This window comes from Heyndrickxia faecalis (assembly GCF_040267745.1).
Taxonomy (GTDB): Bacteria; Bacillota; Bacilli; order Bacillales; family Bacillaceae_C; genus Weizmannia; species Weizmannia faecalis.
The window spans coordinates 2,505,638-2,530,556 of the sequence record NZ_CP158453.1; the positions used below are offsets into that span (position 1 = coordinate 2,505,638).

Sequence of the window (24,919 nt, forward strand, 5' to 3'; positions counted from 1 at the left end):
GAGAGGAGTCTATGCCCAGGCAATATGATGGTGCTGCCGTTCAGCTGGATGAAATTGACCGCCAAATCATTCAGCTTTTAAACGGAAATGGCAGAGTTTCGTTTACAGATTTGGCAAAAGAAATCAAACTTTCCCGTGTGGCTGTTCAATCACGCGTCCATTCCCTCGTTGAAAATGGTGTGATTGAATGTTTTACCGCTGTCGTGAACCCTGAAAAAATCGGCCTTCACCAGTCCGCTTTTTTTAATGTTGAAGTAGAACCGAAACATTTACAGGAAGTGGCCGAAACATTGGCCAAAGATCCGGCGGTTTCAAGCCTTTATCATATGTCAGGCCCCAGCAAACTTCATATGCACGGCTTATTTAAAGACAACGAGGAAATGGAACTGTTTCTTAAAGAACGGTTATATCCCTTGCCTGGCATTATGAGTGTCGATTGCCAGATTTTACTCAAACGTTATAAAAGCCGAATAGGAATGAAACTGTAAGGGGGTTGCACGATGGAAAAACAGCAAAATGCTTATGCCCAGCTTGCCATGGCGATGCTGCGGACCGGCATTCTCGGCTATGGCGGCGGCCCGTCTGTCATGCCGCTTTTCCGGTATGAGGCGGTGACAAGGTACAAATGGCTGGATGACGACGAATTCGGGGAAACATTGGCAATCGCAAACGCGCTCCCCGGCCCGATTGCAACAAAAATGGCCGCTTACCTCGGTTACAAGTTGAAAAAGACAACCGGCGCCGTGTTCGCCATTTTATTCCATATTCTTCCGAGCAGCATCGCCATGATTGCGTTGCTGTCGCTTGTATCGGTATTAAGCCATTCAAAGATTGTGGCCGGAATGATCGCAGGGGTCATGCCGGTTGTTGCTGTTATGCTTGGCCAAATGGCTTACGATTTCGGGGAAAAAACGGTCAAGGGCCTTGGGAAGGTTTTCGGAATCGCAATGTTTGTTATTTCCTTTCTCCTACTTCAAACGATCCATCTCCACCCAGCTATTGTCATTCTGATTTTTCTTGCGTACGGAAGTATCCACTTTCGACTCATTGCAAAATGGAGGAGAGATGAAAAAAAGAAGAAAAGGGATGAAGCGGGATGATCTGGTTCCAATTGATGCTCGGTTTTTTCATTGCAAATATCCTTGGCTACGGCGGGGGGCCTTCCTCCATTCCATTGATGTACCATGAAATTGTGACGCATTACGGATGGCTGAACGACAGCGAATTTTCCAATATGCTGGCACTCGGCAATGCACTCCCGGGCCCGATCGCGACAAAAATTGCCGCATTCGTCGGCTATGGAGCAGGCGGGTGGACAGGACTGTTAGCGGCTCTTGCCGGAACGATATTGCCGTCTGCCGTGGCATTGATTGTGTTGCTGAAAGTATTGCACAAATACCGCCAGTCTCCGGTTGTGAAAGGGATGTCTCTGCTTGTGCAGCCGGTCATCACCATTATGATGGTGGTGCTGACATGGCAGATGGCAAAAAGTTCCTTCGGCCAGATCGGCATCTGGCAGTCGCTTGGCATCGCCGCCGTCGCTTTCTGGGCCATGCATATCCGGAAGATCCACCCCGCCCTTGTGATTTGCGCGGCATTTCTCTATGGTGGCATCGTGCTTCAGCATATTGTGTAACGGGATAAGGAGAAGATGCGCCACATAAAACCTGGATGCCTGATGAAGCAGGCATCCAGGTTTTTTACTCTGTTTCAGTTTTCTGATCGTTTAGCGTTTGGGCGAGTTCAATAAAGAAGTCAAGTGCTTCCGGATTGGCCATTGAACCCCTGTTCACGACTTTATCAACCGGAAAGCCGAGCAAAATTTTACGGATCGGCACTTCCAGTTTCTTTCCACTCAATGTTTTTGGGATTTGTTCAACTTCATAAATTTCATCCGGGACAAAGCGTGGCGAAACTTTCGCCCGGATTTCGGTTTTGATGCGGTTTTTTAACGTCTCATCTAAATGCCGACCCTGCTTCAGGACGACAAATAGCGGCATGAATGACTGCCTGCCGAGATGTTCAAGGTCGATGACAAGGCTCTCGATAATTTCATCAATGCCTTCGACCGCCCGGTAAATTTCGCTCGTGCCCATGCGAACGCCCTGGCGATTAATCGTGGAATCGGAGCGGCCGTAAATAACACAGCTGCCTTTTTCGTCGATTTTGATCCAGTCCCCATGCCGCCATACCCCAGGATAGACATCAAAATAACTTTCGAAGTAACGTTTGTTGCCTTCATCCCCCCAAAAATACAGCGGCATTGACGGCATCGGATCGCAAATTACCAGTTCCCCGACTTCATTCACAACCGGTTTGCCTTCCTCGTCAAATGCCTGAATATTTGCACCCAGCCCACGCGTCTGGATTTCGCCGGCATGAACCGGCAAAACAGGCGAGCCGCCGACAAATGCGGTGCAAAGGTCCGTCCCCCCGCTTGTCGAAACGACCCATAAATCCTCCTTGACATTTTCATAACACCAAATGAAACCTTCCGCCGTAAGCGGGGATCCCGTTGACAAAATTGCCTTGAGATGGGATAAATCGTGTTTTTCCTTCGGCTTGATGCCGGATTTCATGCACACACTAATGTACCCGGCACTTGTACCGAAGTGGGTCATGCCGGTTTTTTCAGCCAAGTCCCATAATGCATCCATAGTTGGGTATGCCGGGCTGCCATCGTACAGAACAACCGTCGCCCCGGCCAGCAAGTTGCCGATTACAAGATTCCACATCATCCAACCGGTTGTGGTGAACCAAAAATACACATCATCTGGCTCCACCCCTTGTTCGACTTTTAAAATTTTCAAGTGTTCCAGAAGGATGCCACCCTGTCCCTGGACGATCGGTTTCGGCAGACCGGTTGTGCCGGATGAAAATAAAATCCACAGCGGGTGATCAAACGGTACAGGTTCAAACGCGAGTTCAGCTTCTTCTTTCAGCACTTCCTTAAAGGAGACCGTGCTGCTGTCCGGTTTTATCTCGTCAAAATCGATATAAGGCACCACGATTGTTTTCTTTAACGTTGGAAGGGCCGCCTGAAGTTCCGTGATGTTTTTTCGTTTGTCAAAAATTTTTCCGTTATAGGAATAGCCATCAACCGCAAATAAAACAGCCGGTTCGATTTGTTTAAACCGCTCAATGACGCTCTCATTGCCAAAGTCCGGGGAACACGATGACCAGACCGCGCCAATGGAGGCACATGCCAGGAAAGCGATCACCGTTTCCGGCATACTTGGCATATATGCCACCACCCGGTCCCCTTTTTGGACACCAAGTTTTTTCAGGTACTGCGCCGTCTGTGCTGTTTTTTCCTTCAATTCCTGCCAGCTGACTTCCCTTTGCCGGACGGTTTCCGATTGGAAAATGAGCGCAGGCTTGTGCTTTCTGCTGTTGCGGAAAACGTGCTCGGCGTAGTTGAGCGTAGACCCGGTGAACCATTCGGCGCCAGGCATTGTCCTCGATTTCAAGACTTGTTCATACGGCGTATGGGATATGACACCACAGTATTCCCAAATGCTTTTCCAAAACGGTTCCAGCTGATCCACGGACCATTTCCAAAGATCCTGGTGGTGCTGAAATGTCAAACCGTATTCTTTTTCCAACCATTTACGGTAACGGGTAACCCCTGCTTTTTCAATCCGCTCCCCTGACGGCTGCCATAATAATGCCCCTTCTGTGACCGTCTTCACTCGAGTTCCTCCCCATCTGCGTGATGTATTTTGTAAGCGTTATCTTTTACTATTTTACCAAGACATGAAATATTTCGTCAACGAATGAAAAGGCGGTTCGGAGAAGATGGGGGAAAGCCCGATGCGCTCCTTGTCTCGTTTAGGCGCACACCGCAATGTTCTTGACACTTCGCTTTTCCTTTTACAGAAAAAGGTCGGCCGCCACCATTTGGACAAGCGGCTGTATAAAACCTTCCCGGATACATATGCTATTGGCTGTACAGGAGGTGATTTTATGGCAAATCAGAAGAACAACAACCAGCAAAACAAAAATAACATTGCGGAAGATGTAAAAAATACGGCAGGTGCCGCTTTTCACGCTGTCCATAAAGGGCTGGAAACGACGGAAGATGTGGCGATGAACGCTGTGGATGCAACTTCAAATGCAGTGAACAATGTGACGAATGGATCGCAGAACAATAAAAAATAAAAAGTGCCGGGAAGCGGACGCTTTTTGCACGTGTAAAAGGCCGGGACAACCCCGGCCTTTTACATTCTGCTCGCCACTTCTTTTACAATATCTTCAGCAGACATGCCTTTTGCATCAATGACAGGCGCCTTCGTCATCGTGTCATTGATTCCCATTGCGTTCATCTCGCTGCCGGTTACAACACAGCAGTCACAACCCTGTACATCTGATTCGTTCTGAATGGTTTTCACTTCATATCCCTTATCGCGCAGGGCTTCTTGGACATTTGTCAAAGCCTCTTCTACACCGATTACTGCCATGGTTAACACCTCCCTCTTTTTTATCGTACCCATCTCATTTTAGAAAAAACATGTTTTTTCCCCGGCTGCAGCGGGTTCTGTGAAAAATCGCCTTTTTCCCATTAAAAAAAGCATCCGCACGATTCGACGGATACTTTTTTATGCTTTGATGTTGCTGAGAATCCGGTTGATTTTTGTATCATGTATCCCAGTTTTACTGCTGAGATAGTCGATATCAATTTTAGCAATTTTCAATTCTCTTGCGACGTTATCAAGAACATTTCTGTGTTCTTCCATCTTTTCATTTGTATATTTATAGCTATTGCGCAGTTCGAGAGCAAGATTGTCCATTTTTGTTTCCAGCCGATCCTGGCCTTCTTTGAGACCGGCAACATCGGTTTTCAGGCTTTTCAGTTCAGCCAGTATTTGCTGCTGCATTTCGTCCATAAAATCCCCTCCGCTTTTTTGGATATATGATACCATGTCCTGTATTGAAAAACCGCACAGTTTTTCCAACTGTACGGTTTTTCTTGGCTTGCGCCTTTACTTGCCGAGCAATTCGTCCGAAAGCCGGATAAATTCCCGGGCATCTTCTGCCATAATGTCAATGCCAGCTGCCCAGAAGTCCGGTTTTGTCAGGTCAACGCCAAGATGTTTTTTAGCAAGATCCTCCACTTTCATTCGTCCGGTATCGCGCAAAAGGGCAATATATTTGTCTTCAAAGCCATCCGGATTTTTCAAAAATTCGGCGTAAATGCCAAGGCTGAATAAATAACCGAATGTGTATGGAAAATTGTAGAACGGCACATCGTCAATAAAGAAGTGAAGCTTGCTGCACCAGAAATGCGGGTGATAGCCGGACAAGCTGTCAGCATACGCTTCTTTTTGCGCCTTTTCCATCAGTTCATTGAGCCTTTGTTCGGACACAATGCCTTTTGAACGCTCTTCGTAAAAACTTTTTTCAAATAGGAAACGGGCATGGATGTTTAAAAACATGGCCGTTGCATTTTCAAGCTTTGCATTTAATAAAGAAACCTTTTCTTCCTTTGACTTTGCATTGGCAACCGTCGCATTGCCAATGATCGTTTCTGCAAAGGTGCTCGCAGTTTCGGCCACGTTCATCGCATATTCGCGGTTCAAACGCGGCAAATCGCGCATGACATGGCTGTGAAATGCGTGGCCGAGTTCGTGCGCCAACGTGCTTGCATCGTTTGTGGAGCCGGTAAATGTCATAAAAATCCGCGACTCTTCAAACTCCGGCAGACTGGTACAATAGCCGCCCGGGCGTTTATTCGGCCGGTCTTCCGCCTCTACCCAGCGGTTTTCAAGGGCGTGTTTCGCAAATGCAGACAGTTTCGGCCCGAAAGAAGCAAAATGCTGGATGACAAAATCGCACGCTTCATCATATGTAAATCGGGCCGGTTTCATATTGCCGAGTGCAACCGGCGCATCAACATCCTGCCAGCCGAGTTTTTCCATCCCGAAAATTTTTGCTTTTTGATTGAGAAAGTCGACAAACGGCTGCTTGTTTTCAGAAACAGCTTTCCACATCGCTTGAAGCGTTTCTTCAGACATCCGGTTGTATTCAAGCGGCTCTTCCAGAAAAGACTTCCTGCCATGAGCTTTTTGCAGCGTAATCCGGTAACCGTCCAAGTGGTTAAGCGTATCGGCAAAAACCGGTGCATATTTTTCCCATGCCGCTTCCCAGTTTTCAAACAGCTGTTTGCGCACTTCCGGATCCGGATCGGCATACATCCGGTTCATCGCCTGACCGACGGATAAGGATACCGTCTTGCCTTCTTTATCTGTAAACGGGATGGTCATGGTCGAAACGGCTGTGTCATACAGTCTGCTCCAGCCGGCCAGCCCGTCCTGGTTGAGGTCGGCAATCAGCTTTTCCTCTTCTTCCGACAAGAGCCGTTTTCCTTCATCACGCGTTTCATTGAGGGCAAAGGAGACTTCGCTCAATTCCTTGTCCTGTAAAAACTTTTTCCAGTCTTCGTCTGGGATGGCCACCAGTTTTTTCTGGAAAGTGGTCCCGAGTTTTTGCATCTCGCTGTACAAATCCATGATTTGTCCCATCACGACATTTGCATAGTCATCATCCATGTAGGCATCATGCCACATTTGCACAAATGTCGCAGACTGGCTGAGCCCCTTTTCGATCTCTTCCTGTTTTTTCAGGATGCCCTTAAACGGCTCCGGAGACGGGTCTTTTGAAAATGCCCATCCGTCGAGCTGGCTTTTATATTGCCCGATTTCTTCTTTCAGCCCGCGCAGTTTTTCCTGCAGTTCCGACGATTTTGTGCCGCCCGGAATCACGGCATCCAGATCCCAAGTATTCTTATATTTCATATTTGCAACTCCTTTCTTTCTTCCATTTTACAGGGTGCCGCACAAAATACCAATATATTTACAATCTCGGTAAAAAATTTCAGGATCGAATCCTTTCCGGGGAAATGTTTCGCCTTTTAAAAATCGGGATTGAAATTAAACATGTTAACTGCACCGCTTCCTCTCCCCTTTTTCACCTGGCAGTTTTTTGCCGGTTGCCGTTAATGGGACTTACTGAGCACCATTGCGTGCGCCATCACACCAGTTTTATAACCGGGCTGTTCCGTTATTTTTCCGGCTGGTGTTTAGGATGAAGAAGTGAAGCTTTCTTGATTCGTAAATGCTAATTTTTTCCCTCTAAATCGAAAGAAAAACACAACCCCGAGCACGATCTCCAGTAAAGCAGCTAGTGGCGTTACAGACCTCAATCCAAGATACTGAATGATAATCCCTGTCAAAAAAGCGCCAAATTGCATGGAAACCATGCTGCAAGTATTCCAAAGCCCAAAAACTCTCCCTCTAAGATTGCTTTCAACATGTGTTTGCATCACATGCCGTTCGAATGGGACAATGAATCCGCCGACAAATGCATAGAAGACCATAATGACAATGCCTTCAAACAAATTATTGGAAAGCCCAAACACAGCCCAGCTTAATCCCATTAAGATATAGCTATAGCCATACCGGTGAATATTTTTGAAAAAAATTTTATTATTGGCAATCCAAAGACCCAGAATGACAGAAGTCAAACCTTCAGCAACGTATAACATGCTAATGCCAATAGGGGGAACATGATAAATATGGTTTACCATTTGTTGAATCATCAGGTTAAAAGACCCGATAACTAAGCCCCCTGTTAAGGCAAAAAACAATACATATCTGATGTAAATTTGCTTTTTTACCACGGATAAGCCAATCTTTAGTTCGCTTAGAAAGTTTCTTTCCTTTGACTTTATTTTGGAATTTTTTAAATTCAATGTCCACATGGTGATGCCGGCATAAATAAAAGATAAAGACGTTAAAATCCAAAAAACATTTAGATTGAGCAATGTTACCAAAACCCCGCCGGATGCCGCACCGATTAAGCGAATCAAACTGGTCAAAGAAAAGTTCAATGAATTCGCGATGATCAAGTCTTCTTCTTTCATGATTTCCGGAATAATGGTTTGTCTCGCAACGGTAGTCAAAGATGAGAGAACGCCGATAAAAAACCTGATCACAAAGAAAAAAATCCAAGCTGCCCAACCGTCGAACACGGGCACAAGTATAAAAAGGGCATATAGCGGCGATTTCAGCAGTTCAGATACTACAATGATTTTCTTGGTATCCATTCTGTCAATAAGCCCGCCTAATAGAAAACTCATCGCAATCGGCACTAAACCGCTTACAGCCCACAGCGTCCCTAACTGCAATCCGTTGTCCGTTATTTTCCCTAAAAGGACGAGCATTGAAATAAAGGAACCCCAGGTTGTTAATCCTGTAACGGTAGTCGTTGCCAATAACTTTCTATAGTCGGGCGAATGCTTTAACACTCGTATAATATCATTGTTTTTTTTCATCGCCTGATCAAGTCCGTATGATTCTTATATTTCATACAATTACAACTCCTTTTTTCCATTTTACAAGGCTGGGGAAAATTTTTCAATATTAGAACAGCAGATTTCAGGAGCTTTCTAGGAAATATTTGTATTTTTAAAATTTTGAAGATGCCGCCTTCATTGTGGGACGGGTCCGTTTCCGGGGCATTTTACATACTTTGGGTTCTTCCTTCAGATTGAGCCCGTCTATGTTAAGGAAGCGTGGAAAATTGAGGGTCTTCCTTAACTTGGAGCTCGTCTATGTTAAGAAAGCACGAAAAAATGTGGCCCTTCCTTCACATAGAGCCCGTCTACGTTAAGGAAGCAAGCAAAATTGACGGCCTTCCTTAACTTAGGGCCCGTCTATGTTAAGAAAGCAGGCAAAATTGACGGCCTTCCTTAACTTAGAGCTCGCCTATGTTAAGAAAGCAAGCAAAATTGACGGCCTTCCTTAACTTAGGATCTGTCTACGTTAAGAAAGTGCGAAAAATTGACGGCCTTCCTTAACTTAGAGCCCGTCTACGTTAAGGAAGCACGAAAAATTGACGGCCTTCCTTAACTTAGAGCTCGCCTATGTTAAGAAAGCAAGCAAAATTGACGGCCTTCCTTAACTTAGAGCCCGTCTATGTTAAGAAAGCACGAAAAAATGTGGCCCTTCCTTCACATAGAGCCCGTCTACGTTAAGGAAGCGCGCAAAATTGACGGCCTTTCTTAACATAGAGCCCGTCTACGTTAAGAAAGCACGGAAAATTGACGGCCTTCCTTAACATAGAGGGCGTCTATGTTAAGAAACCTCAGCAAGCCCTACTTAAAAAGCGCGGCTGATGTCAACCGCGCCTTTTGTTTAATGCATCCAGGCAAGAGACCCCATCGGATCCCAAGGTTTCAGGACAATCGGATCTTGTTCCCATGCTTTTTGCAAATCCTCTGGCAAATATTTTTTGTCAATGACGATTTGGTACGTATATTCATCCATCCAGGCGTCACTCATGACAAAATAACCGTCTTTGCCCACTTTTTCACCCCAGCTGTTTTCCACTTTCCATCTGTCCGGTTTGCCGTCAACGAGGTTGACACCGGTCAATACCATTGCGTGCGTCATCACGCTGTCTTTATAATCGAGCCGTTCCGCTTTGGTCATGCCGAACGAAAATCCGAAAGCTTTTTCCAAATCGAAGAGGCTGGTATCCATGATGCCTTTATTCCGGTCTGAGGATGCGGCAACATCACAGCCGAACCAGACACTGCGGTTATCCTTCAGCTGTTTTACGGCCAGCGATTTAAAGGTTTCGATATCAACATTTAAATATTTAACCGGTTTGCCGCCAACCACATTGCCCAAATACTGCACTGTATACGTTTTGCCGTATGGTTTGTCGCTTGTTGGCGCATTGATAATGCTGATGTATTGGTCGAGATCAAATCCGACGTATTTCTCAAAAAATGCCTGTGGTGTAATGTTTTGCTCGCGATGGAACAGTTTGTCGGTATCGCGGAATTCAAAATCAAATGTCTTCGGCGGCTCACCGAGTGCAAAGGCCAGCAATTTGTAAACTTCTGCAAGCATGCCTTCTTTCGCCTGCCGCAATTCTTCTTCCGGCTGTCCTGCTGCGTGCATTTTTCTCAGTTTCACCGCATCTTCGCGGAGCTTGGCATTTAAAAGCGAATTGAGTTCGCGCGAGTTGCTGCTGTTAAAGGTTTCCGGCATAACCTGTTTTGGCACAACGCCGTATTTTTTAATGAGCGCGACGAGCATATCCCACTGTCCGCCGTCCTGCTGCGGGGTTTCAAGCAGCCAGGAAATGAGCCGTCCTTCTACAGGTTCGTCTGCGGTTTCAATCATCGTTTCCAGGAAGTAATTGGATTTTTCAAATTTATCCCAGAAATTCGTATAGTTTTGCGAAAGCTCAAAGTCTTTCAATCTGAATTTTGCATTTAACTTATGCGTAAACGTATTTAAGGCAGCAAACATCCAGCAGCGCCCGCTTTGTTTCTGATTTGACACTTTTCCCGTTTCAATTTCGTGGGAGAATACGTGATTCATAGAAACCACAGCATCATTGTTGATTGTCGCGGCCTTCAATCCGTTTTTCATCATTGCATTTTGAATCACTTTGTTTTGCGGCAGTTCGCGGATTTGCTGGGAAAACCGCTCCGCCATTTCCCGTGTAATTTCTTTTGCCATTTAAATCTTCCTTTCCAGTAAGTTCTTTTTTATTATACGCCTTTTTCAATCAGATAAGACAATTTTGCGTTTTGGAAAAGCATGCCTTTCTGAAACGGAACACGGTTCAGCGATTTTTCCTTTGCATTTTCCGCTGTTCGGTAAGGAAGGTTTTTTCGTCCGTTCATTTCCCAAGTTTTTTTAAATTATGGTATGCTGTTTTACGAGAAAGACTCAAACGGGGTGATGGCAGATGAGTGAAGAAAAGGATTATGAAACAAAAGGTTATGATACAAGTATTGTTTATGATTATAAAGAAATGCCCGACGTCCATCCGGGCCGCTGTGATAATTGTGGTTACAGCCACTTCAAGTCATCGGTCAAACATGGCGTGTTTTTGCGTGAATGCCGGAGATGCGGGATGAAAAAGAGCATTTAACAGGCAAAAGCGGACTTCCTGCAAATGGGAAATCCGCTTTCTTCAATTTAGCATCCGGGGCAGTCGAAATGATTTACGCAAATCCAGCTGCATCAAAATCGCCATTTACAACGAGATAAACCGCATCCGTCTTCATATTTCGCAGCACGGCTGTGAGCGTTCTGTTTCCGGAAAATTCGCCCAAATTTGCGGCCGTTTCCGTGCGTATTTAAAGTGTTGCATACACATCCGGATGAGGCCTTAGCACAAGCAGAAGCGCCTGTTCGTTCCGGTGCGTATCATGTCTTTCAAACAATCCGCGCGCAAGCCTTGCCACCGGGTCATAAAAAATCTTGAGCAGCCCGGACCTTTATTGCTCATCTATGTAATACGGCTTTATTTGCTGAACCAAATAAAGTAACCGGCAAGCACCACGACGACAAGAAAAAGCACAATGGTACCAAAGACGACTCTTTTTGATTTCAAAATAAAACGCTCCCCTCTGCACGGACTTTCAGTTACATTCAGTATACCCATCAAGGGGAGAATTCAAACGGCAGGCTTAGCCTTCTTTTGACATTTGCAGCGCCTTCAGAATGTTTTTCAACGAATTGCTTTTGCCGTAAAGCAGCACGCCGCCGCGGTAGATGCGCGCACCTGCTATCGCCATGAACACAATCGTGACAACCATGACAGCCACACCCGAAAGCCCTGCCCACACCGGCAAGTCGAGCATGCCCACCCGCAAAAACATGAGCATCGGTGTAAAAAACGGAATGTACGACAGAACGGTAATATAGCTGGCAGAAGGATTTCCAAGCCCGGCCATCGCAAGGAAGAACCCGATCATGACAAGAAACGTCATCGGCATCATCATCTGCTGGGCATCTTCAATCCGGCTGACAAGCGAGCCGAGAAAAGCCGCCAAAGTGGCATACAGCAAATACCCGAGCAGGAAAAACACCACAGCGTACACAATCGTTGACACCTTTATATCCGAAAATCCAAATACAGAAAAAAAGCCGCCCGTCAAGTGATCGATATTTTGTTTGATGGTTGCATATGCTGCGGCAAGGAGCACCGCCATCTGTGTCAAACCGAGCAGGGCGCCGCTGATGATTTTCGCAAACATCTGCTGCACTGGCGGGACGCTTGAAATTAAGATTTCCATTACCCGTGAAGCTTTTTCAGTCGCCACTTCCATTCCGACCGCACTGGCGTAAAAAATGACCGCAAAATAAATCGCAAACAGCAAAATATAGACAAGCCCCCTCGCCTGCGCCAGTTCTGCTTCGGATTTTGCATCTTGCTCCAGATTGATGCTCTTAAAGGATGCGGGGCTATTTAAAAGTGAAAGCTCTGCAGAAGAAAGCTTCAGTTTTCCTGCCGCCATATTGCTTTTTACAGCCTGCAGCGCCTGCTCCAAACTATCCGTAGTCCCGGTATCGGCAAGATTCGGGGCTTTATAGACTGCTTTCGGCATGCCAGCTGCGTCAAGCGATAAAACAACATACCCTTCATATTTTTCCTTTAATACTTCTTTCCGCAACGCACTTTCGCTTTTTTCGGCCTGCACAAGCCGGATATCTTTATCAACGGTTTTTAATTGCTGCTTAAGCGGCCCGTACAGCGTGTTCGTCTCATCCAAAACCGCAAACTTTTTCTGCTTGCTGCCGGCAAACATATCGATCATCCGGTTTATGTTTCCCATCAGCAGGACAGCAACGAGCAAAATAGCCGTCGTGATCACGAAGGATTTTGTTTTTAGTTTTGACATGTAGGCATGGCCGATTAAAATGCCGAACCTATTCATAGGAAGCCCCCACCTTTTCTATGAAAATATCGTTTAGAGATGGTTCTTCAAGCGCAAACTTACGGATGAAACCTTTTCCGTTGATTTCATCTAAAATTTTTTGCGCCGCTTCCATCCGGTCAATTTGCAGCTCCGCCCCGAGCGCCGTTTTCTTAAATCGGACGACCCCCGGGAAGGCACGTAAAAATGCCAGATCAAAATCAGCATGGATCACGACATTTTGTTTCCCAAATGCACGTTTGACCGCTCTCAGTTCACCATGCACAACCGGGCTGCCATGATGCATAATGCACAAATGCTCGCAAAGTTCTTCAACATGTTCCATCCGGTGGCTTGAAAACACAATGGTCGCGCCCTGATCCCGCAGTTCTGCGACCGCTGTTTTTAACGTTTCCACATTGACCGGGTCAAGGCCGCTGAAGGGCTCATCTAAAATCAGCAGCTTCGGCTTATGTAGAACAGCAGCGATAAACTGGATCTTCTGCTGGTTTCCTTTTGACAGTTCTTCCACCCGTTTATCCAAATATTCTTCGACATGAAAACGGCCAAGCCAGTATTTTAGTTCTTTCACCGCATCCTGCTTACCCATTCCGCGCAGCCGTGCAAGATAAACAAGCTGGTCTTTTACTTTCAATTTTGGATACAGCCCGCGTTCTTCCGGCAGATACCCGATTTCCGGGCTCAATGTGTAATCCATTTTGCGCCCGTTCCAGGTGATGTTTCCTTCATTCGGCTTTAATAGACCAAGGATCATCCGGAAAGTCGTCGTTTTTCCTGCTCCGTTTGCCCCTAAGAACCCGAACAGCTCCTTTTCCGGGATCATTAACGACAAATCGTTTACCGCTGTAAACGTGCCAAATTTTTTCGTTACATGTTCCAACACCAAGGACATGGTTTCCCCTCCTTTGTTCGTACTTACGCAAACCGGCAGGAAAAGTTTCAAAAGTCTGCAGGAAATTTCCCCTGATGATCCATACATTTTAAAAAAGCAGCTTTTTCAATGACTTGTTACTACCCATTTGATGGATGAGTTTTTATAAATTTTCAGTCATATAAAGAAAAATTACCGCTCATCATCATGCAAATTGGTGCCCGGGCTTGATGCAAACTGAAGTTCATTTTATATATAAGTTGAACTAATATTACTACTTCTTTATGTATAGCCAGAAGCAATGTTCAGCTGATTTTGGTGCGAAAAATTTAAGTTCATTTTTATATCGCATATTCCGCACGTAAATTTTTCCATTTTATGATTTTTTTAAAGGAATTTTCTCCTTCTTTGTAGAATTGAATGATTATCTAATTACGGGAAGATGAGGAAATTTTTATGTCAGATCAAATTTTAACCTTACATGTGGGGCCGTCTCAACTTTTATCTAAACTGTGTGATGAAATAGAACTCGAAAAGACCATTAATGATTTAGTCAAATGGGATTCTGTCCGTTGTCATGTCTCACCCGGAACAAGGATTAAAGCCCTTGTCTTAAACATTTTATGCAGTGGCAAGCCCCTTTATAAGGTTCATGAATTCTATCAAAACCTAGATTCTGAGATGCTTTTCGATACATCGGTTTCACCCGATCAATTAAATGATGATGCATTAGGAAGAGCATTAGATTACTTGTATGAAGCCGAAGCATGGAAAGTCTATTCCACCATTGCATTAAAAGCACTAAAAAAATTGAATCTTCCTATTGGTGTACTGCATAACGATACAACCTCAATTTCTGTTTACGGAGAATATAAGCAACCGAAGGAAGATGGACTGCAAATTACGTACGGGTATAGTAAGGCCCATAGGCCTGACTTAAAACAAATCGTTCTGGGGATGGGGGTCACACCTGAACGAATTCCTATCCTTGCAAAAGTAGAAAATGGGAATACTTCGGATAAATCTTGGAATGTGGAATTCATTCAAAAGATGAGAAAAATCCTTTCCCATGAAGATTGGAAAAATCTCATTTATCAAGCCGATTCTGCATTAATCACAACGGAAAATCTAGCGGAAATTCAACAACAAAATTTATCGTTTATTTCCCGTTTACCTGATACATTCGGTTTAAGCACAGAACTAAAGAAAGAGGCATGGTTGCTCAATAACTGGGAAAGGGTAGGCTCACTTAGCAATAAAAAAGACGCAGCTATTTACCAAATTCAAGCTTTTGAAAGACAAATTCAAAACCTTCCTTACCGGTTTCTTGTTGTCCACTCAAACAATTTAGATCAACGAAAAGAGAAAACCCTAAATCGGGCGATCGAAAAGGAAGAAATACAATTAAAAAAAGAGATAGAAAAACTGAGTAAAGTTATCTTTCATTGTAAAGAGGACGCACTAGAAGCAATTCAATCTTTTAAGAAAAAACAAAAGGCTTCATATTTCTGTTATAAACTAAACGTCCAGATGAGTGATCAACCTATCAAACGAAAAAAGAGAGGAAGACCTAAAAAGGACGAACAGACAAAACAAGAACAAATCTATCAAATACAACTGGAATCGTTTGAAAAAGATCATGATTTTATCGAAAATAAGAAAAAAATGCTCAGCACTTTTGTTTTAATCACAAATAAATTAGATGAGGAGACACTATCCAATCAAGAAGTTTTGAGGGTTTATAAAGGACAGTCGGCCGCTGAGACCCGTTTCCGATTAATCAAAGATTCACAAATGATTGATGCCATTTACTTAAAAACCCCGGAAAGGGTTGAGGCCTTAGGTATTGTGTATGTGATGGCTTTATTAATCTATGGAATTTTAGAATATCGAGTTAGAAAAGAACTGAAAGAAAAGAACCTATCTCTAATCTTGAAAGGAAAAAGGAAACTCTATCAACCCACAGGCCAAGCATTGTTAGAGCAATTAGAAGATATTACCGTGATCCTTATAAATCAAAATCAACAAAAAATAAGGCTCTTACCCGATAATATTGATTCACAAGCCAAAAAAATCATTGAATTATGCGGGTATGATGTATCAATATACGTGTCAAAAAATGTCGAAAACAAAGGAGAATAACACACAATAGGAGGAATTCATGAAAAGAATGTCGAATTGAAAAGAATTTTATCGAAAATTCCTCAAAAATAAGAAGATATCATCCCACCAAGCCATTTAAATATAGTTCATTCAAAAATTAGAATGAACTATATTTAAGACGTGCGAAATGTGGGTTATATAGCTGGCTTTGTACATTTGCCAAACAGTGTTTTCAAAAAAAGCAGCGGGTTTTTCTATATTTTCCCGCCGCTTTTTTGAAATTAATAAGCCGTCCACCCAGCATCTGCCGTAATCACGGCACCATTTACGAAGGAAGCATCGTCTGAAGCAAGGAACAGGGCGATAGTCGCAATTTCTTCGGGTTTTCCGCTCCTCGGGTTGATTGCCGACCCGGACATTGCCCGCTCAAGCCCGAAAGCATTTGGCTCGCTCATGGTTGTGCCGATATTCGTTTCCACCCCGCCTGGCGCAATCGCATTGCAGCGGATGCCTTTCAGTACATATTGAAAACCGACGTTTTTTGTCAACCCGATCACCGCATGTTTGGACGCCGTATAAGCGGCGCCAGCCCGCGATCCGTTCAGCCCGCCGACAGAAGCAACATTGACAATGACGCCGTTTCCTTTTTCAATAAAGATCGGGAGTGACTTCCGGATCGTGCGCATCGGCCCGGTTGTGTTGACAGCAAACACTTTTTCCCACAGGGCGTCTGTCAGATCCCCAGCCGGCACCATATTATCCATGATCCCTGCATTATTGACAAGAATATCGAGTGTTCCATACTCTTTCACGGCGGTATCAATCAAATGTTGCACATCTTCTTCGCTCGCCACATTGGCCTGGACTGCCAGAGCTTTGCCTCCTGCAGCTTCTATTTCAGCAACCGTCTGCTGCACACCTTCCAAATTGAGGTCGGATGCCACCACTTTTGCTCCTTCTTTTGCGTAAAGCGCTGCAATCGCCTTGCCCATACCAGAGGCAGCGCCTGTTACAACCGCAACTTTTCCATCCAGTTTTGCCATAATCCCCTCTCCTTTCTGAATGCGCTTTCAAGTATTCGTGAATGCGCTCATAAATATTATATCCTATCACTATTCATCTTCCAAACTTTTTAAAGACGAACCTCAGTTGTAAAAGTTAAATAGAAGTCAAAATTGAAAAATTGCCCCAAACGTCGGGTAATATCGGGTAAGAACCAAGGTGCTTCTCTTGCCTTGCAGAAAGACTAGAAGGCAGCTTCGATTAGTCTTCTTCTGCGACAGAAAAAGTATTATCGAATGAAATGACAGACACTTTTTTCCCCTTTTTTTCATAGATGGTCATAGCACCTTCCCGGTCAATTTGCTTCCATCCGCACCACTGGATTTCCTTCCGATAAACATAGGGGAGCCCGTTCACTTCACTTGCTTCCCACCATTTATACATTTCTACGGACTGTTTATCCTTTACAAGCTTTGCGCTTACAGGAATAGGAAAACCAAAAAACTTTGCAGATTGCCGGAAAGCAAAGGCATAGATCCCTGCAGCCAGCAATAGCAGTAAAACAAAAGTTAACACATATTTCCGTTTCTTTATCAAAAAGACTCCCCCCTGTATTAGACGAAAATTCAGAATCATATTTATTATAACTTATTCATTCTTTCCGGTCGAAAAACTCTAGGTTTCAGCTACCTCACCGTATTGTTAGGTTTTCAGATTTATTTTTTGGTAGCGCGGCACGAACAGAACAGGGACCTGGCAAAAGTTTTTGATTCAGTCTTTATGCAGGCTCCAAATAAAACTTCATCGTCTTTATGAAGAAAATATACATAAAAAAACGCCAGCCACTCCCTCGATTTATGCCGATTTAAATCGAAAAATCGGAGAAGCAGCCAGCACTCAGCTAAATTTTGTTTTATAATTTGCCTGTTTCATATGCCTGTTTTCCGAGCAAAATCGCCCCTGTAATGCCGGCGTCGTTGCCAAGGCCCGGGGACGTAATATATTCGGACAGCGGTTCAGGCAGCTTGATATAACCGTTGATCAGCTCGGTCAGTTTTTTGTGTATCAGCGGGAACAATTGCTGTTGGTGCATCACGCCGCCGCCCATGATGATTTTTTTCGGCGACACAATTAGAATGTATTGCATGAGCGCCTGTGCCAGATAATCTGCCTCCATTTCCCAGACTTCCGGACGGTCCGAGAGTTCTTTTCCTTTCTGCCCCCACCGCGCTTCGATTGCCGGCCCGGCTGCGAGTCCTTCGAGGCAGTCATGATGGAAAGGGCATGCCCCTTCAAAATGATCATCCGGGTGGCGGCGCAAAAGAATATGCCCCATTTCCGGGTGCGACCATCCTTCAAGGAGATTGCCTTTTACAACGGCTCCAGCTCCGATACCTGTACCGACCGTGATGTACAGGCAGCTGTCTAGCCCTTTCGCCGCGCCAAGCACCGACTCCCCGAGCGCCGCCCCGTTCACATCTGTCGTAAAACCGGCCGGAACGCCCAATGCTTTCTCTATCGTTTGCTTAATGGGATAATTTTGCCAGGCTGTTTTCGGTGTTGTTGTAATGTATCCATATGTATCACTTTCCGGATTGACGTCAATCGGACCAAATGAGGCAATGCCGATTGCTTTTGTCTCGAACTGTGAAAAAAACGCGATTACATCTTTCACCGTTTCTTCCGGATCGCGCGTCGGGAACTCAACTCTTTCCTGAATTTTTCCTGTTTCATCTCCCGTTGCACAAACAAATTTTGTACCGCCTGCTTCCACTCCGCCAAAAAGCATGGTGATTCCCCCTCAATAAAATTGGTTTGAATGGCCTCTCCGTTCATAATGGAGAGGTAAATATCTCTCATTCTAGTATACCGTTTTCTTCAATTGAGTTAAGTGTTTATATATCGGAACCCGCATAAAATGTGACAAATTTGTTTCTCATTTTTTTCTCATTTTTTCTTCATGACTTTTTAGTGTAAGAGGGTTATATTTTAGGTGTAGCAAGGAAAAAGCAACAAACCCTTAAGTTTCTAGATACCCCCCTTAATGTCTAGAAAAAACTCCCCTTACCAACCGGCATTGTGCCGGTTTTTTTTCGCATTAAAGCCGGCGCAATCTTGATGCCCCGGCCCGTAAGTCTGCTTTACATCTCCTCATCGTCCTCTTCATCCCAGTCGTCTTCCAAATTTTCATCGTCCAGGTCCCAATCTTCCCAGTCCCCTGTTGTGTCCAGTTTGAACAAATCTAACAGGCGCTTGAACATTTGTGGCGTCTCCCTTCTTTTTCCTTATAGGATTTACAGGTTAAAACCAATTTATACGGTATAAGAAAAAGGCCGGGCGAAAAAATATACATAGAAGCAAACCCGGGGGTGGACGATTTGGAAACCTGGTTTTATCTCCATGTGATGAACACGTTATACTTTGTATTTTTTATGTTTGCTGTGCCGCCCGCCATCGCAGCCCTGATTTGCCGGCCCGAAATCAAAAAATATTTGGAAAAGAGGAAAGAAGGCAAGCCATGAAAAACGATGATAAAAGAATTTCTGAAGGGTTAAACGGATGGTTTGAAATGATGAATGCAAAAGGAGATAAAGGAGAAATCGCGCAGATCGTGGAAAAATACAAGGCGCGGGCTGCAGACAGCAACGATGCTGCCGATCAAGACAAGAAGTAGAGTTTCAACAAAAATCGACAATTCTCATCAAAAACTTATTTTTCTTTCATGATCTTTTAGGAAAAAACCCGTACTATTATACCTGTAGCAAGGACAAGTTACAAAACCCTATACCAACTAGACAACCCCCCCTTTTTGTTGTCTAGCAATACCCCCTTAAAAACCGGCTTTTGCCGGTTTTTTTATTTTTTGCTACTTTGTTGTCGGCTCATTATCATACAAATGGATGACCTTGTCTTCATGTCCGCTATATAAAATAAAACGAAGGGAGCTCGTACTGGCTTATTTTATTAATCAATTGATCTCCCACATATTTGCCTACTATCTTCCAGAAAAAGGGGCTGTTGCGATCTTTATCCCGACTCTGATTTTTTCATTTTGTCTGTTAACCGGATATGCCATTGTAGGCTATATTTTTAAGATTTCTGCAAAAAAATAGTCCGGGGCACCGTTATTCGGTATCCCGGACAAGAACTTAGCGGTCTTCAATCGTTTTCGGCGATACCAGATTGCCGGTGCCGAGCATAATGCTTTCGTTTTGGACTGCGACCACCATGGCAAGTGTTTCATGCTGCTTTTCTTTATATACTTGTCCGATTTTGATTTCCATGGCGCCCCACCTCTATTACAAGTGCGTACGGCGTTTTTTCTGTTCTTGTATCACTTTATTCCGCTCACCGCCGTCTGAAAGTTCTTCGTATTGAAATTCTGTCTCATCACTTTGAGCCGCAAGCAAATCAGCGGACGCCTGATGGTTATTGGGTGCCGCTTGTTCATTCCATTTCACACGGATCGCCTCCTTTCTTTTAATATGCGTCCGCTTCCGAAAAAAATGCGCGCCGGATTGCCGTTTCCATTTTTTGTGGAAAACAGCGTCCCTGGCTTTTTGGAGGATTCTCCTCAGCATGCGGCCGGGTATTACATATTCCTGCAGCTAAATAGGGCTTGCTGAACGAATTAGAATTTGGCATTTTATGGATTTGACAGACCAAGTGGACGCACAACTCCTGTATTGTCCCCGCAGCCATGCCTAACGTCGCTGTAGCAAGGGGGGTTGATAAATGAGTCCCCAAAAATTGGATGTGGGGGTTAAAAGATGGATTTTTGAAGTTTTTAAAAACGGCTCAAAAAGATTTTATCTTATTGAGGGTGGAATACCAGAAAATGATGGACGATACCCGTTAGAAAAAGTGACATTGAAAAAATAACTGATGTGTCCCCTAAATAAACCGAATTGACAGCAAGATATTTCCTCTAATCAGGTTGCTTTTTATTTTGGCGGAATGGGGATGCGGACTCTCTTTATCTCGCCCTGAGCAAGGCGTTAAAAAGAGTCTTTATGTTTGAAGGCGTTAAAAAACAATCGTGAAATAAAAGGTGCTGCAACCAAAAAGCAGAGGAATGATTATAACGTAATCGGTCAATCTCACCTTATAAAAATGGTCATGATTTAGAAGGATTTAATGACGAGGAGCAAGAAGTATTATTTGTTAGGAATTCCAAATTTAAAATTTCGATCCAAACTGTTAAGGATAGAAAAATTATTTTTGAAATGGAGACATTTTAATATGGGAAAAAAAGAAAAATTATTTTCTGCTCCTCGTTGGACTGAACCTATAGGACTAAAATCTGATGGATCTCCAAGTGCAATTAGTAGTGGGACAAAGCACTATGAAACAGAAGAAGAACGACAGAAAGATATCGAAACGACAAGATATATACGTGAAATGCTGAAATAAAGAATGGAGGAAAACAATAAAAATTTTTAAGTACCTTGTGCTGGGTACTTTTTCTTTTGCCTATGATTGAAAGCGTTAAAAAACAATCATGAGATAAAAGGTACCTGCAATCAAAAAGCAGAAGAATGATCACGACGTAAATGGTCAATCTCACCTTATAATAAAAAGCAAAAATGGTCATGATTTAGAAGGATTTAATGACGAGGAGCAAGAAGTATTATTTAAACGTAATACAGCTTATAAAATCTTATCCAGTCAATTTATGAATGGTAGAGTTATATTCGAATTGGAGGAAATCCTATGGATAAAAATAATAAACCATATTCCGACCGTCGTTGGACGGATCCAATTGGAATAACAGAAGATGGGGAAATCAGCGCTATTTCCATAGGAACCAAACATTATGCATCAGAAGAAGAAAGACAAAGAGATATCGAAGAAGGTAAGAAGATTCGAAAAGAATTTTTGAAAATGCTAAAAGAACGCCATAAAAACAATAAATAGCCCACATTTCGCATGTCTTAAATAAAATTCATTCTAATTTTTGAATGAACTATATTTAAATGGTTTGGTGGGATGATATCTTCTTATTTTTGAGGAATTTTCGATAAAGTTCTATTGAATTCGACATTCTTTTCATGAATTCCTCCTGTTGTGTGTTATTCGCCTTTGTTTTCGACATTTTTTGACACGTATATTGATAGATCATACCCGCATAATTCAATGATTTTTTTGGCTTGTGAATCAATATTATCGGGTAAGAGCCTTAATTTTTGTCGATTTTGATTTATAAGGATCACGGTGATATCTTCTAATTGCTCTAACAATGCTTGACCTGTGGGTTGATAGAGTTTCCTTTTTCCTTTCAAGATTAGAGATAGGTTCTTTTCTTTCAGTTCTTTGATTAATAAAGCCATCACATACACAATCCCTAAGGCCTCAACCCTTTCCGGGGTTTTCAAGTAAATGGCATCAATCATTTGTGAATCTTTGATTAATCGGAAACGGGTCTCAACGGCCGACTGTCCTTTATAAACCCTCAAAACTTCTTGATTGGATAGTGTCTCCTCGTCTAATTTATTTGTGATTAAAACAAAAGTGCTGAGCATTCTTTTCTTATTTTCGATAAAATCATGATCTTTTTCAAACGATTCCAGTTGTATCTGATAGATTTGTTCTCGTTTTGTCTGTTCGTCCTTTTTAGGTCTTCCTCTCTTTTTTCGTTTGATAGGTTGATCACTCATCTGGACGTTTAGTTTATAACAGAAATATGAAGCCTTTTGTTTTTTCTTAAAAGATTGAATTGCTTCTAGTGCGTCCTCTTTACAATGAAAGATAACTTTACTTAGTTTTTCTATCTCTTTTTTTAATTTTATTTCTTCCTTTTCGATCGCCCGATTTAGGGTTTTCTCTTTTCGTTGATCTAAATTGTTTGAGTGGACAACAAGAAACCGGTAAGGAAGGTTTTGAATTTGTCTTTCAAAAGCTTGAATTTGGTAAATAGCTGCGTCTTTTTTATTGCTAAGTGAGCCTACCCTTTCCCAGTTATTGAGCAACCATGCCTCTTTCTTTAGTTCTGTGCTTAAACCGAATGTATCAGGTAAACGGGAAATAAACGATAAATTTTGTTGTTGAATTTCCGCTAGATTTTCCGTTGTGATTAATGCAGAATCGGCTTGATAAATGAGATTTTTCCAATCTTCATGGGAAAGGATTTTTCTCATCTTTTGAATGAATTCCACATTCCAAGATTTATCCGAAGTATTCCCATTTTCTACTTTTGCAAGAATAGGAATTCGTTCAGGTGTGACCCCCATCCCCAGAACGATTTGTTTTAAGTCAGGCCTATGGGCCTTACTATACCCGTACGTAATTTGCAGTCCATCTTCCTTCGGTTGTTTATATTCACCGTAAACAGAAATTGATGTTGTATCGTTATGGAGTACACCAATAGGAAGATTCAATTTTTTTAATGCTTTTAATGCAAGGGTGGAATATACTTTCCATGCTTCGGCTTTATACAAGTAATCTAATGCTCTTCCTAATGCATCATCATTTAATTGATCGGGTGAAATCGATGTATCGAAAAGCATCTCAGAATCTAGGTTTTGATAGAATTCATGAACCTTATAAAGGGGCTTGCCGCTGCATAAAATGTTTAAGACAAGGGCTTTAATCCTTGTTCCAGGTGAGATATGACAACGGACAGAATCCCATTTAACTAAATCATTAATGGTCTTTTCGAGTTCTATTTCATCACACAGTTTAGATAAAAGTTGAGACGGCCCCACATGTAAGGTTAAAATTTGATCTGACATAAAAATTCCCTCGTCTTCCCCTAGTTTAGATAATCATTCAATTCTACAAAGAAGGGGAAAATTCCTTTAAAAAAATCATAAAATGGAAAAATTTACGTGCGGAATATGCGTATTATCTAGGGCTTGCTGAACGAATCCGATTCTGTCAGATACAAGCCAAATTACGGTTAAAAAAATATAAAATAGTGTTGTGTAAAAATTTCAAAAAAAGAACCCTGAGCTTCCGCTCCAGATTCATTATAAGGAATTGAAGGGCTACTACTGTTTCACTGGTCTCCTGAAGGCGTGCTCGAATAAGGCCTAGCCCATACTTGCGCTTGCCTTCGCCAAATTTGCTTTCAACGGCATTACGTTCGGAGGCATCCTGCCTTGCCACGCGTTCTAAGGTTTTGTCTTCCGTTTTGGATGGGCGTCCCAACCTTGGCCCACTCAGACGAATGCCAAGAGATTTGCAGTATGCCAGGTTGTGACGGTTTCGGTAGATTTTATCTGCTAAAATCGCTTCTGGATAAAATCCGAACCGGTTGTAGTAGTTCTCAATAGATTCTCTAAGGGTGATCCCTTCATTGTAATTTTCCCAGTCGAGTTGCTCGATCAAGGCATAGCCATCTACAACGCTAAGGGCGACTTTTGAGCCGAATTCCACGTTCGCTTTTGCCTTGCCACGCACAATTGGACGGACATGCGGCTGGGAAATGCTCACAATCCGGTGGTCAATCCGATGTGTTTTCTTTTTGTACATTTCTGCCTGTTGGCGGTAAAGTTCATGAATCACGAGGAGTTGTCGGTATTCATCTTTGCTCAAAAGAGACAGGGAGCTTTGGGAAATGAGATTTCCAATGATCTCCAGATTCCGTTTCACATATCCAAGTTGTTTGCCGACAGCTTTCCGGATTTTCCGGGCTCCAGCTTTGCGTTGCTTAGCGACAGAAAGATAGTCCCTGCGGGCTCTTTTTCTGTAGGTCCGTGGCTTTGGTAATTTTCCTTTGTGCGGTTCATGCAGTACATCAATGATATGTTCCAGTTTCTCACGGGCTTCGTTCAAAAGCCCCAGATCAGTAGGGTAAGCAATATCAGCCGGTGCACAGGTTGCGTCCAGAATGAGCTTTCCTTTGTTCTTCGTTTTAGGAGAAGCCGATCCAGTTGAATTCTCTTCCGAAGCAGGACCGGAAGGTTGATGATCACCACTACTATGATCGTCATCATCATGGTGATCATCATCGTTGTCATTTTCCTTAGATGCTTCTTCCGATTGGCGTTCTTGTTCTTCCAGAACAATCCATTCATTCAGTTCATTGATGATGTTTGCACCCAAACGTTTTCTAAAACGAGTCATCAGAGAATGATCGAATGGGGCTTTTTCCTGGAATTCAGGCAACCCGATAAAATACTGAAGATACGGGTTTTCCGTGATCTGTTCGACTGTTTCCCGGTCAGATAGCCCAAGCCGTAAAGTGGACCCCATCG

Annotated in this window: 25 protein-coding genes and 1 pseudogene; 10 read left to right on the top strand and 16 right to left on the bottom strand. The window is 43.3% G+C overall.

Annotated elements, in window-relative coordinates; genetic code table 11:
• Positions 1–11 precede the first annotated feature (11 nt).
• From ABR335_RS12215 to ABR335_RS12225, 3 genes are read left to right on the top strand one after another with little or no spacing between them, the layout of a single operon-like run.
• Positions 12–488: an Lrp/AsnC family transcriptional regulator gene (locus ABR335_RS12215; RefSeq protein ID WP_350346189.1), complete on the top strand. Its 477-nt coding sequence runs from the start codon at positions 12–14 to the stop codon at positions 486–488.
• 12 nt (positions 489–500) lie between these two features.
• On the top strand, positions 501–1,100 hold the full coding sequence (locus ABR335_RS12220; protein WP_207368856.1) for a chromate transporter: 600 nt from the start codon (positions 501–503) through the stop codon (positions 1,098–1,100).
• Entirely contained in the window at positions 1,097–1,636 is a 540-nt protein-coding gene (locus tag ABR335_RS12225) for a chromate transporter (protein ID WP_017551752.1), read from the top strand. Before ABR335_RS12220 ends, ABR335_RS12225 begins: the two co-directional genes overlap by 4 nt.
• 64 nt (positions 1,637–1,700) lie before the next feature.
• Here the strand turns inward: ABR335_RS12225 and ABR335_RS12230 are convergent, their stop codons facing one another.
• Positions 1,701–3,692 carry an acetoacetate--CoA ligase gene (locus ABR335_RS12230; RefSeq protein ID WP_207368855.1) on the bottom strand — a complete coding sequence of 664 codons (1,992 nt, stop codon included), beginning with the start codon at positions 3,690–3,692 and terminating at the stop codon, positions 1,701–1,703.
• A 274-nt stretch (positions 3,693–3,966) separates the two neighbouring features.
• Here ABR335_RS12230 and ABR335_RS12235 point away from each other — a divergent pair, with 274 nt between their 5' ends.
• Positions 3,967–4,161: a hypothetical protein gene (locus ABR335_RS12235; RefSeq protein ID WP_013858838.1), complete on the top strand. Its 195-nt coding sequence runs from the start codon at positions 3,967–3,969 to the stop codon at positions 4,159–4,161.
• A 59-nt stretch (positions 4,162–4,220) separates the two neighbouring features.
• Here ABR335_RS12235 and ABR335_RS12240 read toward each other — a convergent pair whose 3' ends face one another.
• From ABR335_RS12240 to ABR335_RS12260, 5 genes are all read right to left on the bottom strand, one after another.
• Positions 4,221–4,460 (bottom strand): YkuS family protein, encoded by a 240-nt coding sequence (locus ABR335_RS12240; protein WP_013858837.1) that lies wholly within the window; start codon positions 4,458–4,460, stop codon positions 4,221–4,223.
• A gap of 138 nt (positions 4,461–4,598) precedes the next feature.
• On the bottom strand, positions 4,599–4,886 hold the full coding sequence (locus tag ABR335_RS12245; protein WP_179234341.1) for a hypothetical protein: 288 nt from the start codon (positions 4,884–4,886) through the stop codon (positions 4,599–4,601).
• A 96-nt stretch (positions 4,887–4,982) separates the two neighbouring features.
• Complete coding sequence (locus tag ABR335_RS12250) at positions 4,983–6,794, bottom strand: M3 family oligoendopeptidase (protein WP_179234340.1); 1,812 nt, start codon at positions 6,792–6,794, stop codon at positions 4,983–4,985.
• A gap of 284 nt (positions 6,795–7,078) precedes the next feature.
• Complete coding sequence (locus ABR335_RS12255) at positions 7,079–8,332, bottom strand: MFS transporter (protein ID WP_179234339.1); 1,254 nt, start codon at positions 8,330–8,332, stop codon at positions 7,079–7,081.
• A gap of 862 nt (positions 8,333–9,194) precedes the next feature.
• Positions 9,195–10,535, bottom strand: coding sequence for a C1 family peptidase (locus ABR335_RS12260; RefSeq protein ID WP_179234338.1), 1,341 nt, complete (start codon positions 10,533–10,535; stop codon positions 9,195–9,197).
• Between the two features lie 232 nt (positions 10,536–10,767).
• Here ABR335_RS12260 and ABR335_RS12265 point away from each other — a divergent pair, with 232 nt between their 5' ends.
• On the top strand, positions 10,768–10,953 hold the full coding sequence (locus ABR335_RS12265) for a hypothetical protein (RefSeq protein ID WP_013858831.1): 186 nt from the start codon (positions 10,768–10,770) through the stop codon (positions 10,951–10,953).
• 375 nt (positions 10,954–11,328) lie between these two features.
• Here ABR335_RS12265 and ABR335_RS12270 read toward each other — a convergent pair whose 3' ends face one another.
• From ABR335_RS12270 to ABR335_RS12280, 3 genes are all read right to left on the bottom strand, one after another.
• A complete protein-coding gene (locus ABR335_RS12270) occupies positions 11,329–11,418 on the bottom strand; it encodes an archaellin/type IV pilin N-terminal domain-containing protein (protein ID WP_017551759.1) in 90 nt (29 codons plus the stop codon).
• 76 nt (positions 11,419–11,494) lie between these two features.
• Positions 11,495–12,745: an ABC transporter permease gene (locus tag ABR335_RS12275; protein WP_179234337.1), complete on the bottom strand. Its 1,251-nt coding sequence runs from the start codon at positions 12,743–12,745 to the stop codon at positions 11,495–11,497.
• Entirely contained in the window at positions 12,738–13,637 is a 900-nt protein-coding gene (locus ABR335_RS12280; protein ID WP_179234336.1) for an ABC transporter ATP-binding protein, read from the bottom strand. The genes ABR335_RS12275 and ABR335_RS12280 overlap by 8 nt, the downstream gene beginning before the upstream one ends.
• A 435-nt stretch (positions 13,638–14,072) precedes the next feature.
• On the opposite strand from ABR335_RS12280, the gene ABR335_RS12285 reads away from it, so the two are divergent.
• A complete protein-coding gene (locus ABR335_RS12285) occupies positions 14,073–15,758 on the top strand; it encodes an IS1634 family transposase (protein WP_260832243.1) in 1,686 nt (561 codons plus the stop codon).
• A gap of 242 nt (positions 15,759–16,000) precedes the next feature.
• Here ABR335_RS12285 and ABR335_RS12290 read toward each other — a convergent pair whose 3' ends face one another.
• The 3 genes from ABR335_RS12290 to ABR335_RS12300 all read right to left on the bottom strand — a co-directional run bounded on the left by ABR335_RS12290 (position 16,001) and on the right by ABR335_RS12300 (position 18,510).
• Entirely contained in the window at positions 16,001–16,762 is a 762-nt protein-coding gene (locus ABR335_RS12290) for an SDR family oxidoreductase (RefSeq protein ID WP_014095688.1), read from the bottom strand.
• Positions 16,763–16,982: 220 nt separating this feature from the next.
• Positions 16,983–17,318: a hypothetical protein gene (locus tag ABR335_RS12295; protein WP_014095689.1), complete on the bottom strand. Its 336-nt coding sequence runs from the start codon at positions 17,316–17,318 to the stop codon at positions 16,983–16,985.
• A 316-nt stretch (positions 17,319–17,634) separates the two neighbouring features.
• Positions 17,635–18,510, bottom strand: coding sequence for an ROK family protein (locus tag ABR335_RS12300; RefSeq protein WP_014095690.1), 876 nt, complete (start codon positions 18,508–18,510; stop codon positions 17,635–17,637).
• A 729-nt stretch (positions 18,511–19,239) separates the two neighbouring features.
• On the opposite strand from ABR335_RS12300, the gene ABR335_RS12305 reads away from it, so the two are divergent.
• On the top strand, positions 19,240–19,395 hold the full coding sequence (locus ABR335_RS12305; protein ID WP_014095692.1) for a hypothetical protein: 156 nt from the start codon (positions 19,240–19,242) through the stop codon (positions 19,393–19,395).
• 475 nt (positions 19,396–19,870) lie between these two features.
• Here the strand turns inward: ABR335_RS12305 and ABR335_RS12310 are convergent, their stop codons facing one another.
• Together ABR335_RS12310 and ABR335_RS12315 are read right to left on the bottom strand one after the other, a co-directional pair.
• Positions 19,871–20,005, bottom strand: coding sequence for a hypothetical protein (locus tag ABR335_RS12310; RefSeq protein ID WP_014095693.1), 135 nt, complete (start codon positions 20,003–20,005; stop codon positions 19,871–19,873).
• A gap of 15 nt (positions 20,006–20,020) precedes the next feature.
• Positions 20,021–20,182: a hypothetical protein gene (locus tag ABR335_RS12315; protein ID WP_225620978.1), complete on the bottom strand. Its 162-nt coding sequence runs from the start codon at positions 20,180–20,182 to the stop codon at positions 20,021–20,023.
• A gap of 274 nt (positions 20,183–20,456) precedes the next feature.
• On the opposite strand from ABR335_RS12315, the gene ABR335_RS12320 reads away from it, so the two are divergent.
• The 3 genes from ABR335_RS12320 (at position 20,457) to ABR335_RS12330 (ending at position 21,638) form a co-directional block, all read left to right on the top strand.
• Complete coding sequence (locus ABR335_RS12320) at positions 20,457–20,603, top strand: hypothetical protein (protein ID WP_155641221.1); 147 nt, start codon at positions 20,457–20,459, stop codon at positions 20,601–20,603.
• A 360-nt stretch (positions 20,604–20,963) separates the two neighbouring features.
• The gene (locus tag ABR335_RS12325) at positions 20,964–21,134 is read left to right on the top strand and encodes a hypothetical protein (protein ID WP_164931345.1); all 171 of its coding nucleotides are present in this window, start codon (positions 20,964–20,966) and stop codon (positions 21,132–21,134) included.
• A gap of 300 nt (positions 21,135–21,434) precedes the next feature.
• Complete coding sequence (locus ABR335_RS12330; protein ID WP_014095695.1) at positions 21,435–21,638, top strand: hypothetical protein; 204 nt, start codon at positions 21,435–21,437, stop codon at positions 21,636–21,638.
• A gap of 155 nt (positions 21,639–21,793) precedes the next feature.
• Here the strand turns inward: ABR335_RS12330 and ABR335_RS12335 are convergent, their stop codons facing one another.
• Positions 21,794–23,452: an IS1634 family transposase gene (locus ABR335_RS12335; protein ID WP_110133880.1), complete on the bottom strand. Its 1,659-nt coding sequence runs from the start codon at positions 23,450–23,452 to the stop codon at positions 21,794–21,796.
• A gap of 145 nt (positions 23,453–23,597) precedes the next feature.
• Positions 23,598–24,902 (bottom strand): annotated as a pseudogene (locus ABR335_RS12340) (IS5-like element ISBco3 family transposase); the annotation flags it as partial.
• Positions 24,903–24,919: the final 17 nt, after the last annotated feature.